This window comes from Moritella dasanensis ArB 0140, from assembly GCF_000276805.1.
GTDB lineage: Bacteria > Pseudomonadota > Gammaproteobacteria > Enterobacterales > Moritellaceae > Moritella > Moritella dasanensis.
Genome location: NZ_AKXQ01000005.1, coordinates 133,144 through 145,819, shown reverse-complemented (window position 1 = coordinate 145,819; position 12,676 = coordinate 133,144). Strand labels below are relative to the sequence as shown.

The 12,676-nt window shown below is 39.2% G+C and carries 12 protein-coding genes and 1 riboswitch; of the genes, 6 read left to right on the top strand and 6 right to left on the bottom strand.

Going from position 1 to position 12,676, the window contains the following annotated elements:
- Both A923_RS0105870 and A923_RS0105865 read right to left on the bottom strand, forming a co-directional pair.
- Complete coding sequence (locus tag A923_RS0105870) at positions 1–1,326, bottom strand: NCS2 family permease (protein WP_017220731.1); 1,326 nt, start codon at positions 1,324–1,326, stop codon at positions 1–3.
- A 93-nt stretch (positions 1,327–1,419) separates the two neighbouring features.
- Positions 1,420–1,521: riboswitch (purine riboswitch) on the bottom strand.
- A 394-nt stretch (positions 1,522–1,915) separates the two neighbouring features.
- Positions 1,916–2,266: a phasin family protein gene (locus A923_RS0105865; protein ID WP_017220730.1), complete on the bottom strand. Its 351-nt coding sequence runs from the start codon at positions 2,264–2,266 to the stop codon at positions 1,916–1,918.
- A gap of 369 nt (positions 2,267–2,635) precedes the next feature.
- Between A923_RS0105865 and A923_RS0105860 the strand changes: the two genes are divergently transcribed.
- On the top strand, positions 2,636–2,968 hold the full coding sequence (locus A923_RS0105860) for a hypothetical protein (protein WP_017220729.1): 333 nt from the start codon (positions 2,636–2,638) through the stop codon (positions 2,966–2,968).
- 346 nt (positions 2,969–3,314) lie between these two features.
- Positions 3,315–4,172, top strand: a complete 858-nt coding sequence (locus tag A923_RS0105855; protein ID WP_017220728.1) for an EAL domain-containing protein — start codon at positions 3,315–3,317, stop codon at positions 4,170–4,172.
- Positions 4,173–4,185: 13 nt separating this feature from the next.
- On the opposite strand, the gene A923_RS0105850 is transcribed toward A923_RS0105855, so the two are convergent.
- Genes A923_RS0105850 through A923_RS0105840 form a run of 3 tightly spaced genes read right to left on the bottom strand, consistent with a single transcriptional unit; the run spans position 4,186 to position 9,294 of the window.
- A complete protein-coding gene (locus A923_RS0105850; protein ID WP_017220727.1) occupies positions 4,186–7,296 on the bottom strand; it encodes an efflux RND transporter permease subunit in 3,111 nt (1,036 codons plus the stop codon).
- On the bottom strand, positions 7,296–8,627 hold the full coding sequence (locus A923_RS0105845) for an efflux RND transporter periplasmic adaptor subunit (RefSeq protein ID WP_017220726.1): 1,332 nt from the start codon (positions 8,625–8,627) through the stop codon (positions 7,296–7,298). Before A923_RS0105845 ends, A923_RS0105850 begins: the two co-directional genes overlap by 1 nt.
- A complete protein-coding gene (locus A923_RS0105840; RefSeq protein ID WP_017220725.1) occupies positions 8,614–9,294 on the bottom strand; it encodes a TetR/AcrR family transcriptional regulator in 681 nt (226 codons plus the stop codon). The genes A923_RS0105845 and A923_RS0105840 overlap by 14 nt, the downstream gene beginning before the upstream one ends.
- A gap of 152 nt (positions 9,295–9,446) precedes the next feature.
- Here A923_RS0105840 and A923_RS0105835 point away from each other — a divergent pair, with 152 nt between their 5' ends.
- Positions 9,447–9,980, top strand: a complete 534-nt coding sequence (locus A923_RS0105835; protein WP_017220724.1) for a dihydrofolate reductase family protein — start codon at positions 9,447–9,449, stop codon at positions 9,978–9,980.
- A gap of 236 nt (positions 9,981–10,216) precedes the next feature.
- Here A923_RS0105835 and A923_RS22940 read toward each other — a convergent pair whose 3' ends face one another.
- The gene (locus tag A923_RS22940) at positions 10,217–10,402 is read right to left on the bottom strand and encodes a hypothetical protein (protein WP_157532769.1); all 186 of its coding nucleotides are present in this window, start codon (positions 10,400–10,402) and stop codon (positions 10,217–10,219) included.
- Between the two features lie 433 nt (positions 10,403–10,835).
- Between A923_RS22940 and A923_RS0105825 the strand changes: the two genes are divergently transcribed.
- From A923_RS0105825 to A923_RS0105815, 3 genes are read left to right on the top strand one after another with little or no spacing between them, the layout of a single operon-like run.
- Positions 10,836–11,609, top strand: a complete 774-nt coding sequence (locus tag A923_RS0105825) for a winged helix-turn-helix domain-containing protein (RefSeq protein ID WP_157532767.1) — start codon at positions 10,836–10,838, stop codon at positions 11,607–11,609.
- A gap of 13 nt (positions 11,610–11,622) precedes the next feature.
- Positions 11,623–12,096 carry a hypothetical protein gene (locus A923_RS0105820; RefSeq protein WP_157532765.1) on the top strand — a complete coding sequence of 158 codons (474 nt, stop codon included), beginning with the start codon at positions 11,623–11,625 and terminating at the stop codon, positions 12,094–12,096.
- 29 nt (positions 12,097–12,125) lie between these two features.
- Complete coding sequence (locus A923_RS0105815) at positions 12,126–12,665, top strand: hypothetical protein (RefSeq protein WP_017220720.1); 540 nt, start codon at positions 12,126–12,128, stop codon at positions 12,663–12,665.
- Positions 12,666–12,676 lie beyond the last annotated feature (11 nt).

Here is a 12,676-nt window from a genome sequence, read left to right as displayed (position 1 = left end):
TTATGAAAGTGCTAAATAAACAATAAATAGTAGTGCTAGTGAGTAAATAATTGGATGTACTTTTTTGCCATCACCTTGAACTAGCATGACGAAACAGTAGCTGATGAAACCCATTGCCATACCGTTTGCAGGCGAGAAGGTTAACAAGCTGAATACCATGATAAAGAATACTGGTATTGCAGATTCTTTCTTATCCCAGTTGACGTTCGCTAAGTTCTTAATCATGTAAATACCGATAACAACCAGTGCCGGAGCCACAATCGCAGTGGTAAAAATTGAGAACACCGGGAATAAGAACATAGATACTAAGAACAAGGCTGCAACCGTAATTGCACTGATACCTGTTTTTGCACCTAATGATGAGGCTACTGCTGATTCAGAATAAGCCGTAATCGATGTTGTGCCTAATATAGTCCCGATGATAGTACCGCCTGAGTCAGCAATTAATGCTGATTTAGCGTTTGGCACTTTACCGTCTTTACCGATAATACCAGCGTCACGACCAACACCAACAATAGTGCTTAAGCCATCGAAGAAATCGACAATAAAGAAGATAATAACCAAGAAGATTAAGTCACTCATTTTTGGCATGGTTAGTTGTGACAAGTCAAAGATAGCACCAAAGGTAGGCGCCAAACTTGGTGGCATTGAAAATACTTCGGTTGGAATAGTAATCAAATTACTACCAAGGAAGTGATCGCTTAATAAGCTTAGAATAATCGACGAGATAAACGAAATAACAGTCGCTAGTTTCATATCGCGAACTAAACAACCAATCGCAATGAAGATGCTGACCAGTGCAATGAACACTTTCGGGTCGTACACATCGCCCATACTAACCAGAATAAACGGGTTGCTAACGATGATACCAGCATTTTTAAGGCCTAAAAATGAAACGAATAAGCCTAGACCAACTGCAATACCGAGTTTTAAATCTTCAGGTATAGCTTCAATCATCACCTTACGGGCAGGTGTTAAGCTTAAAATTAAATACAGACAACCAGAAAGGAAAATAGCAAACAGTGCTTCATGCCAAAGTAACGAAATACCGCCGCCGAGTAAGATAGCTTTAAAGAAGCCATTCATCGACATGCCCGGCGCTAACATAATTGGGTATTTAGAAAACGCACCCATAATGAATGTTGCAATCGCTGCAGACAGTGCAGTAGCAGTAAAGATTGAGCCTTTATCTATCCCGTCGATGCTTCCTAAAATTGCCGGATTCACTGCTAAGATATAACTCATCGCTAAAAAGGTAATTAAACCCGCGTAGATTTCATTTTTTAGAGTTGCGCCACGCGCAGACAGGAGGAAGTACTTGTCCATTAATAAACATCCATTACTATTAAGTTGGTTGATTTTAAATGACAATATTCCGAAGTATAAACTTGGGTAGGGGAACCATACCGATAAAAAGGTACAATCATCCTGCTTCATTGTAGGTCTGAAATTTACGGTTTCAGAGTAGAGACTTAAGGCCCATATTGCCAAAATTATACAACGTCACATTGCTTGCGGGGCATCTTAAAGATGTTGACGCGGTTGTCAATTTTTTTGTGTTCGATGAATATTAAAAACAAGTCTATATCTAGGGTTAAACAGCCATTATTGTGATGGAGGAGTACTACTTATAGGGCTTTGAAGGTATTTAGCGTTATAACAGGGTAATCTTAAAGTTTTTTCAGGTAACTGACTTTGTGGTCAATATTTAAACAGGACATTAATATACTTTAGGGCTTTGTTTTTGAGTGAAAAGTGAATATCTTGGTGTTAATTTGTGCTTATTTCTGTTTTTAAGGGCCAGAAACGAAAAATGGCGAGCCGAGGCTCACCATATTTATCAACTTATCAACTTATCAACTTATCAACTTATTAACTTATTCATTTATTAAAAATGACTTAACGTTAAAAGTAATTACTTTTTAAGTTCAGCAATTGCTTTCGTTAATTCGTCAACTTTAGCGTTTAGCGCGTCAACTTTAGTGCTATCAACACCAGAAATTTTAGTGAACACTTGGTTTACGCGTGTTTCTAAAACATCTGTAGAGATTTTTTTATCAGACAATTTTTCTTTTGCTGTTTCTTCAATCTTAGTGCCTTTAGCAACTAATTCTTCGAATAATGTTGAAGATTTATCTGATACTTTGTTTGCTTCATCAATGCTTTTACCGTATGCACCAAGACCTGCTAACCAAATATTTTTAGCAATTTCGTCTTTGCTGCTCCAAAGTTTCTTCGCTGTATCAACTACGTTTAATTGTGTCATGGTTTTTATCCTTTCAGGGTGCGTTTCGATTTGTTGAAGCCAGAATAGGGTTTTAAATTAGAAAATGCATACAAATTGTGGATTTAATTTTATACAAAAAAAAGCTGAATTTAGAATGGTTTTTCAGCCTATCTATGTTTCACTTTAACACTACATTACCTCGTAACATCTAGAAGGTTCTGGTTCTATTTTTGTTTGCATTAATAATGGCAAGTTACTAATTGAGCAGCTATCTTTCTATTTATAATCATATGTTGTTTTTTATGACCAGTTGCATTGTTATAATGAAAATTTAATTATATTCAACATCTGATCTTTGAGGATGAGGACTATAATCGAGCAGACTTAAATTTAATTGAGAGGCTAACAGTGGAATTTCATATAGTAACTAAAGATGGCTTGGCTCTTATTTCACGTATCAAGCAAGAGATTAGCTATATACGCGCATGCCAGTATACCCAAGCGAGTTTAGATATCTTACACACTGCTTCTTTTAACTTAGAGTCAGCTGGAGACTTGCTGGATTATGCCAACGAGCTTGCTTTAAAGAATGATAATATGGCCGGTGAAAAAGTACTAATTGCCAGTGACGCAATTAAAAAAGTACAATCAATGTTATCCCGTCAATTCGATGCCGAAATCGATTGTGGCGGCCAAGCGTGGTTTGACAATGTAACCGAAAATATCGGCATCTGTGCTTAATAATTAATGCTGCGCGATCATAGTCTGAATTCAGACCTAGACCAGATACATTTTGTTTCTGGTTTTTTTATGTCTGCTCTATTTTAATTAAGAGTCCATAAGCGCTAAATACGATTTTCAATAAGCGTTTAAGAGGTTTTGTTTAAATAATAGTTAAAAAAGATGCTCAAATCTGATTTTAAAATAAGATTTAAAATCAGCTGTTTGTGGCACCCATCATAGTTTTAATCAAAAAAGTGCTGCAATGTAAGTGAATGTAAGCGTCCAGTTAATAGGGCATTATTTCATGTTACTGTACCCCGCGAAAATTAGGGTTATATAGCTAACAGGGAATAAAGGTTATACGATGGATTTTATGAATGATTACGCCAGCCTCCACAAGAATATCGTCGATCTTATTGAACAAGACGCCGAGCATGGCTTCTACATCACCGACCAAGACTTAACTTTTACCAGTGTGTTTCAACCCATTTTTGACCGCGAACATAATATCTACGGTGTCGAGGCGCTCGCCAGAATTTTTGATGCCAATGGAGCACCTGTTAACCCCCATGATTACTTTGAATCTATCCGCCATGATGACGAGTCCAGCGCGATTGCCACGTTAACGTGTGCGATTATCCATATGTTAAACTTCTCTTATTCCTGCCATTACGATAAAAAACTCTTCATTAATGTTACCCCAGTTATATTTGAGATCCTGTCTAATCATGATATTGCGGTTGATACTTTAGTCAGAGGATTAAAGAAAATCGGTCTATCGCCTGCGCAATTAGTGTATGAGATTATTGAATTTGAAGGGCGTAATCTCGAATCGGTATTAAACGGGATACAGAAACTTGCTAGCTTCGGTATCGAAGTGGCGATTGATGATTATGGTAGTGCTTATTCGACTGAAGCGAGAGTTAGAAGTATTAAACCTGATTATTTGAAAATCGATAAAAGTATTGTCGATTTGCTCGCGGCATTTAAGTACAGCAAGTTTCATCATGCAGTGAGTCTTGGTCATTCGATTAAAGCGCAGACTATTGCTGAAGGTATTGAGACGAAAGAAGTGCTTGAGCGTTGTATGGCATCGGGGGCTGATTATTTTCAGGGGTACTATTTAGCCAGACCAGAGAAGTTAGCTAGGTCAGAGCAGTTAGCGAACCTAGAGAGCTTAGAAAAGTCTAAAAGCGTTAGTCAGAGTTCGGAGTCTAACTAACGCTTTCAAATGTTTACCCTTCGCTATGACCTTCGTTATGGCGCTCGGTTAAGCCAAAGTCATCTAAGATGCCATAGAAAGCCGGTAACACTAGAATGATTAATAACGTTGAGGCTAATAGACCAAAAATCAACGCCACCACCAGTGGGATTATCACCTGTGCTTGAATACTTTGTTCAAGTAATATTGGCATTAATCCCGCTGTCGTTGTTGCCGTTGTGATCAAAATGGCGCGGATACGATTAGTCGTTGCATGTATCGCCGCTTGCCTAATATCGTTACTCTTCACCAAGTTTTCTTTGATAAATTGCACCAGCAAGATGGAGTTATTGACTACGATCCCAGCTAATGAGGTAAAGCCCAGCATTGACGGCATGGTGAGGTCATAATTCAACATGAAATGTCCCCAAAATACCCCAATCAAAGCCAGTGGAATGGCGACCATGACAATGATAGGTTCAACATAACTGCGGAATTGGAAGCTTAAGATGGCAAAGACCACGAACAAGCCAATTGAGAAACTTTTTATCATCGAGTTACCCGTCTCAGCTGTGGATTCCACTTCACCGCCTAAGCGCACTTCAATACCAGGGTATTTCTGGATGAGCAGTGGGACAAAGTCTTTCTGCATGCTTGCCATCAGCTCAACGGTATTGGCTTGTTCTTTGTCTATATCACCTTGTAACGACATGGTTCGAATATTATTAATGCGATTTAACTGGCTCACCCCTCGGCCCCATTCAACATTAACAATACTGGCAAGTGGCACTTGGCTACCATCAGCAAGTGTGAAAGGGAAATCTTCATAATAAGCCAGGTCAGAACGGTATTTTTCTGCTAACCGTACATCTAATTCCACATTTTCACTGCCGATCTGTAACTCATCAACGGTGATCCCAAAAAATGCAGCACGCAGTTGCATCGCGATGTCTTGGCCGGTAACACCAAATGTCTCGGCACCGGGCAGTAATGACATTCGTAGCTCTGGTTTACCATCACGAAGGTTGGTAATGATGTTGCTCACACCATTGAATTGGGCAAGGTATTGTGCTAGTTCATTACCTGCATCTTTTAAGGTCTGGATCTGCGGGTGACTTAATTCAATATCAATGGCGCGACCAGCAGGTCCCATTGCCGGTTCTCGGATAATAAGGTTGGTGACGCCCGGAATCACGCCAATCTGTTGTTGCAGCGCCGCTAAATAATCGGCCATGCGTGTTGTTCTTTTTTCCGATGTTAGCAGGTCGATAAAGATCGTTGCGACATGTTCACCAGTTTCACCTGCGTCAGGGTTTGTGCCGCTTTGTACTGTGATATATCTTAGCAATGCTTCATTGTCGGGTTGTTCACCAAACTGGGCACTGGTTATTTTAATATCATCAGTAATACCCGCGACCACGTTATCAGTTTTCTGTAAGGGGGTCCCCGGTGGCATCATGAGCGATATTTGTACCCAGTCGCCTTCTACTTCTGGAAAGGCCGAAAAGCGTAATAAACCACTGGATGCTAGCGAAATAGTGGCGATGAATAACGCGATAACCCCAGCTGTGACCATGTAACGACGGTCGATAACCGCACCAATGACCTTCGGCAGGAGATTGAATTGAAAGTGTTCGAATTTTTTATTAAAGCGGCCTTTGAAACTGTTTTCAGCAATACTGTCGTCGACATCTTTAACCGAGGCATACAAGTGATGCGGCAAGATGAAAAATGCTTCAATTAAAGACACACTCAGGGTGATCACTAAGGTTATCGGAATAACTTTAAGTACTTCGCCCATGTCGCCTTCAAGAAATGCCAGTGAACCAAAAATAGCGACTGTGGTTAAGAACGACGAAAATACGCCGTTTTTAACGCGGTTAACGCCATTGACAATACCTTGGAGTTTATCGGTAGTTTTCGTTAATTCATGGGCGACACTTTCGGATAATACAATGGCGTCATCCATCAACAAACCAATTGCGACCAACAGCGCCACCATCGACATCAAGTTTAAACTAATGCCCACCAATGACAGCACGTACATACTGGCAAGGAAAGAAACCGGTAAGCCCATCGCCACCCAAATAGCATAACGCCAAGGGAAGAATAACCACATGACTAAGAACACCAGAATGAAACCTTGCCAACCGTTCGATAACAACAGATCAAGACGGTCTTTGGCGATTGACGCCATGTCTTTGGTTAGCGAGAACTGTACTGTATCAGGTGTTTGCAGTTTTTCGTTTTCAATAAATTGTTTTACTTCTTCGAGTACATTGAGCGAATCATCGGCTTTCGATTTTTTAATATCGAGCATGGTACCTTCTTTACCATTGACCGTTATTTTTGCTTCGTCTAATTCAAAGCGCTGGGTGATGGTGGCGATGTCTTTTAACTGTACTTTGCTGCCATCTTCGTTACTTAAAACGATGATTTCACCGAGTTCGCGTGGGGTATAACGCTGCGCATCGAAACGTAATAAAATAGTACTGCTTGGGGTATTTAAGTTACCACTGGGCATTTTTACATTCTGTTTGGCAATTTGATTCGCAACATCTTGCACTGACACATTGAGCTGACGCAGGGCGATTAAATCAAGTTCAACACGCAACTGCGGATCAGAAAAACCATTAATGTCTACTTGCGCAATGCCTTTCAGCCGTTTAAGGCGGCGCTTAACATCTTCGGCATAGAGCTTGAGTTCTTGTTTTTCCATGTCACTGTAAATCACCAGACTGACCACATTGTCATAGGTCATTAGCTCTTTTACGATGGTGGTTTCCACTTCATCGGGAAATTGGTCAATCGCATCGACTTCGGTTTTGATATCCGAGATAAAAGTGGTGCCATTACCGTCATGACTCATTTCCGCAGTAGTGACCGCCACGCCTTCGCTGGCGCTACAGGTTAGTTTTTTAAGGTTATTGATACCATCAAGCGCGTCTTCCATGGGTAAACAAATGGCTTGTTCGACATCTTCAGGACTCGCGCCAGGATAGGGCACTGTGATCTGGGCTATCGTCACCGAGAAGTCGGGAAATGTTTCTCGTTTCATATCGGGGAGCGTGATCGCGCCGAGAGCGAGGAACATCACCATTAATAAATTGGCGGCAGTAGGGTGTTTGGTAAAGAAATTGATCATTATTCTTTATCCTCTGTCCATACGGTTGGCGCTAGCTTTAAACCATTGGCCACAGGGATAATGTCAGATAACACGACTTGTTGACCATCCTGCAGACCTGGCGCTTTAATCGCTGCTACTTGGTCGCGAATAAACAATACATCGACGGTTTTTAATTGCAGTCTGTTGTCTGCATCCAGTAGATATAAACGGTTATTGTGTAAGGCGGCTAATGGCACGGTTAATTGGGGTTGCTGCTGTCCATTGACGGTCACTTCAACAAACATGCCCGAGATAATCGGACTGTCATTGGGATCATTGCGTTTAATAAATTCGAGGAAATCAAAGTCGACTTCCACCACTAATCCTGCAGTGCCTAAACGGGCGTCAATTTCACCGAGAATGCGCGTTACTTTACCTTGCCAATGGGTTTCTGATGATGAGTTTCGCAGGGTAATACGCGCCGTTAAATTAGCAATCGATATATCAGGCACCGAGTTCAGATTATCTAACACATTTCTATCTTGTTTTAAGCTGTGCATTAGGCGGCTAAGTTGACTCGTCGGCATTTTCGCTTCGACTTCTAATTTCGATACATCATGAGCTAGAATCAGGCTGGTGCCGGTAGCTACAAATTGTTGTAACTCGGCGCTCACATCAATAATGCGGCCGTTAAATGGCATGGTAATGATGGTGTGTTCTAAATCCAGTTTGGCTTGATCGATTTGGCTTTGTGCTTGTGATAGTTGCGCTTCGAGTGATCTTCTTAATGCGGGTACTTGTTTTACTTGGGCTTTTAAATCATTTAATTGCAGTTGGGTGTTGTATACCACACGCTCTTGTTGCTCTAGGCTCGATGCCGAAATAGTGCCTTTTTTGTTTAGTTTGATATTACGTTGGTATTCTTTTTCTTCCAGTGCCAAGGTTTTACTTTCGACTTGGTATGAGCGCGTCAGGCGTTGTGCTTCAATATCCAGTTTTTCCACTTCCGAACTAATATTGTCTAAGTTTGCTTGTGCCGTTTTCAGGTTTAATTCATAAGAGGCGGGATCGATACGCAGCAGTTCGATACCGGCATTAATGAAGGTACCACGTTGTAGTTGTTCATTTTTGTAAATTACTTTACCGCTGACTTCCGTGATACCTTGCCACTTATTCTTCGCAATGACATTGCCATAACCTTTTACAGCGGGGGCAATGTTCTGTTGCGTAATCTGGGTAATGTAGACACTGTGGGCAGGTTCAATTACTTCCAATACAACGTCTTGCTTCATGATGAAATTATTAATGGCCATGATACCTAGCCCCGCAGCAACGCCAATTGGTAGCCACATCAACTTAGATTTCTGCATTATATTTCTCCGTTGTAATTGAATTAATTAACATATTATAGTTCTGCTGGGCGAGGTTTTGGTAAAATGCCATGTCCATTTTGGTCGAAATAATCTGGGTTAATAACGGTTTAAATGCACAAGGGTAAATGCACAGGCTAAGGAATTGGATGGTTAATAACTCCGGGTCCAGCTCTGGTTTGATATCGCCCTTGGTTTGTAATCGAGCCAGCATGGTGTTAATTAATTTAAAGGTTTGCTGCGGCCCTTCTTGAATTATATGCGCTTTGATTTGCGGGTTATTTTTACTGAGCATATTACGTCGGACAATATGCTGTAAGTTTTTGTTTTCTTGCATTGTAGTATAGTAAATCGTAAAAATATGATGCAGATTTTCGAGTGATGGCTTCGCGGCGTATTGTTTTAATGTATCAAGTATTGGCTGACGGTACTGTGACATAGCGGCATGAAACAGGCCTTCTTTGTTTTGAAAATAATAGCGGATCATGGCTGGTGTGGTATTGGCGGCAATGGCAATTTTCCGGGTGCTGACTTGGTTGTAATCATTATCGGCGAATAGATCAAATGCCACCGTCATTAAATGCTGACGGATGTTAGTGTCGGAAGATTTGGTTGGTCTGCCTATATTTCTAGCCAGGGCTTCGTCCTTGTTATTACTACTGTCCATATGTGCGCCATTATTAATTAATCTAGTGGATAATTTTGAACCTGTTTGCCTAAATTATCCAGATGATTAATTTCCCATTTTTGCCATTTTGGATAAATTAGGTAATATAAAATGTTTAAATGAAACTTAAGTATAAAATAGTGGAGCATAAGATGTCGAATAGCGTTTTTATAGCAACAAGTTTAGATGGGTTTATCGCAGATAAGCAAGGCAGTATAGATTGGTTACACATGATCCCGAATCCTGATGGTGATGACATGGGTTACGAGGCATTCGTTGAGCGTATTGATGCCATGGTGATGGGACGCAATACGTTAGACATGGTATTAAGTTTTGGCGTTGATTGGCCGTATACAAAACCAGTATTTGTATTAAGTAATACCTTAACATCGGTACCTGAGGGTTATGAGGATAAGATCTTCTTGCTTAAAGGTGACATTAAAGATGTTGTTGAGCATATCAATGGCCTTGGTTTTAAGCGCTTGTATATTGATGGTGGCGTCACGATTCAACAGTTCATGCAAGCGGATATGATTGACGAGTTAATTCTTACCACTATCTCTGTTGTACTCGGTGGCGGTTCTCGTTTGTTTGGCGATCTGGATGCAGCTGTTAATTTTAAATTGATGAACAGCGAAGTACTATTAGATACGATTGTACAAAATCAGTTTGTACGAGCTCGTTAAGCTAGCACTAAGGAAGAGGGCCTTAGCTTAATTCCTCGTCAGTAATGACAGCTCCCTAACATCATACTAAAGAGAACACTGATGGTAGCTGTTCTCTCCTCCCATCATCCTGAATTTTACATTCATTAGTACGAAAGCGAAGTCAAAGTGATTTTTGTTTTTAACTTTTATTTTTAATATAGCTATGATCGCTTATTTACAGTAGCAATGAGACAAGCCATATCATAACCATCGTTTTAGTCGCGTAGGTATTTTCTTCTATACTCTGCAGCTTTTGCAAAAATGATTAAAGGTAATGCAGGGGTAAGTAAACCAATTATTAATATTAAAGTATCTTCTAATACTAAAATATTTTCTTCTTGTGATAGTAACAAAACCATGCAAGTTACACTGCATAGCATGGTTAAAGTTATAAGAGACATGTGTGCTCTTGGTTTACTCTGAGAAAAAAGAGCATATTTTCTAATCATGGGTAACGTTCTCATCTTGATCATTTTACTAGGCACAAAGGTGGTGATTAATTTATCAAAACAGCTGTGATTACGAGTGGCTATTCTAAGTGCTTCGAAGGTATTTGGTGTGTTAATAAAGGTTAAATAAAGATAAGTGAGCAGAGTATTAAAAATGCAATTAACGAATAATTTAAGCGAACAGCTTTATTTATCTTTATTTACCTTTATTTAATATTATTGGTTTTTATATTTGACTGTTATAGTGTCATTTTCCGTTATTAAATACTGCTTCACATTGGTTTTAGTTGCTTTTGGGAGTTTGTTCCGTGATTATAACGATCTTGAAGTTTAATGAACTTTCCCTTTAAATTGAAGTAGATATGAGGATAGCAATGTTTTGCTAGTGTTTAGATTACAAAATGAATCTTTATCAATCGATGTATTTAAAGACCCCCACCGACTCAATTTCACTCATGAATCTCGAGACGTTTTAGATGTAAATGAGTCCAGTTTAACTGTGATAGAGGGGGATTTACTTTGTTTATTATTAGATGAAGGACAAGTTTCCAGAGAGCGATGCATGTCTACTTTATGGGATGGAAGAATCATTTCAGATTCATCACGTAGCTTAACTCAAGTGATATCTACTTTAAGAAAAAAGCTTCGCCAATGTGGTATTGATGATTTAATTTCAACAAAACCTCGTATCGGGTATTTGATTACGAGGGAGTGGAATGTTATCGACATGAGAAACGCGGTGCATTTAGATGATGTGCTAGCGAATGAAAATAAAGTGATTCAGCTTCAAACTGAAAGTATAAATATACATTCTTTAGATAAACAGCCTTTAGAGAAAAAATATAAAAAAAATATAGGCGCCATTAAAAAGACGAGACTTGATACTTCGTTAGCGTTTTTTGTAGTGTCATTTATCCTGTCTTTATTGGTTACTTTTCGTTGGTATTCATACGATCATATGCATGAAAACTCTTTAGCTAAAAGAGCTATAAAACCACATTTAGTGAACAAATTGGATGAAAGCAATGTGTTCAATGACGCTGAAGAATTTAGAGTTAAAAATGAATTAGTAGCATTTGGTAATGTAAATGCATATTACTGGCGAAAGAGTGCAGACGGTTGGTTTGGCGTTATTACTTCTACACAGGGCGCTAGCTAAGATGAGATTTGGCGTGAACAATATCAAGTTAAAACGTGAGAAAATTTTATATTTACTGACGCTATTGAGTCTTGGGTATTCCTCTTATTTTTTTGTAACTTGGTTATCTAACTTCAAATTAGAAGCTGGTGAATACTCAACAACTGAGCTGGTGAGTGGTTCTGTGGTGAAGACCAAAATTGATCTTACTGTGGATGCCGATACATTGTTGATTGAGTTTGATTTTTCGAGACCCTATTGTGAGGGTGTTAAAGTGAAGATGAAGTATCAATATTCGCAAGCACTCTTAGCTCGTTACATTACTTTATATGATGGCTCTTTGATCAGTGATCAAAAGCACATGGATTGCCGAGGCATGATTATGGAGACTATCGGAGATGAATTAGGGTTTGGCAATAAGATCACGGTTGATGTTGTAAAAGATAACAAGGGAAATGTCTGTTTTAGAAATAATAATTTCGGTCTGTATTGTTATGCAAAAAAATAAAATAAGAATTTAATCTGATGAGGTATTTCATGGCTGGGATTAACATCGTTGTATATTTTTTGCTATTTGTTACTTACTCTGTTTCAGCAACAAGTTTTAATTCGGGTATGAACCTGAATAAATGGGCTATGGAACCGGGTAACCCAGATCTAGCTTGGGGTCCTAAAGTTACTTTAAATCATATAAATGGTGATATGAAAAATATCTCATTAATAATGCCTTATTTAAGAATTAGTGATGGAGAAATAGAAGCTGGTTTAGTTGTTGAGGGGGCTTATAAGGATGAGTTCTGCCGATCCCCCGTATTTTCTGATGAACGTTATGATGTATATGTCATTGAAAATAAAAAAGTAAAATTTACTATCGAATGCATTTCAAGAGGGGAGCTGCTTGTTTATCCCTCGAGTAAATTAGGACGTGAGTATTTTATTAATGCTATAAAAAACAACGACAAAGTTAACCTTCAACATTATTGGAGTGGCACTGAGTGGGATGTGTCATCTGTCGGTTTTATCCCGGTATTTAAAAGTATGGCTTCATGGAATTTGATGTTAAGTGAATCACTCTGAGCTTAAATGCT

Excerpts from the sequence above, each read along its gene's own strand:
- A923_RS0105870 (WP_017220731.1), bottom strand. The coding sequence starts at position 1,326 with ATGGACAAGTACTTCCTCCTGTCTGCGCGTGGCGCAACTCTAAAAAAT.
- A923_RS0105865 (WP_017220730.1), bottom strand. The coding sequence starts at position 2,266 with ATGACACAATTAAACGTAGTTGATACAGCGAAGAAACTTTGGAGCAGC.
- A923_RS0105855 (WP_017220728.1), top strand. The coding sequence starts at position 3,315 with ATGGATTTTATGAATGATTACGCCAGCCTCCACAAGAATATCGTCGAT.
- A923_RS0105850 (WP_017220727.1), bottom strand. The coding sequence starts at position 7,296 with ATGATCAATTTCTTTACCAAACACCCTACTGCCGCCAATTTATTAATG.
- A923_RS0105845 (WP_017220726.1), bottom strand. The coding sequence starts at position 8,627 with ATGCAGAAATCTAAGTTGATGTGGCTACCAATTGGCGTTGCTGCGGGG.
- A923_RS0105840 (WP_017220725.1), bottom strand. The coding sequence starts at position 9,294 with ATGGACAGTAGTAATAACAAGGACGAAGCCCTGGCTAGAAATATAGGC.
- A923_RS0105835 (WP_017220724.1), top strand. The coding sequence starts at position 9,447 with ATGTCGAATAGCGTTTTTATAGCAACAAGTTTAGATGGGTTTATCGCA.
- A923_RS22940 (WP_157532769.1), bottom strand. The coding sequence starts at position 10,402 with ATGTCTCTTATAACTTTAACCATGCTATGCAGTGTAACTTGCATGGTT.
- A923_RS0105815 (WP_017220720.1), top strand. The coding sequence starts at position 12,126 with ATGGCTGGGATTAACATCGTTGTATATTTTTTGCTATTTGTTACTTAC.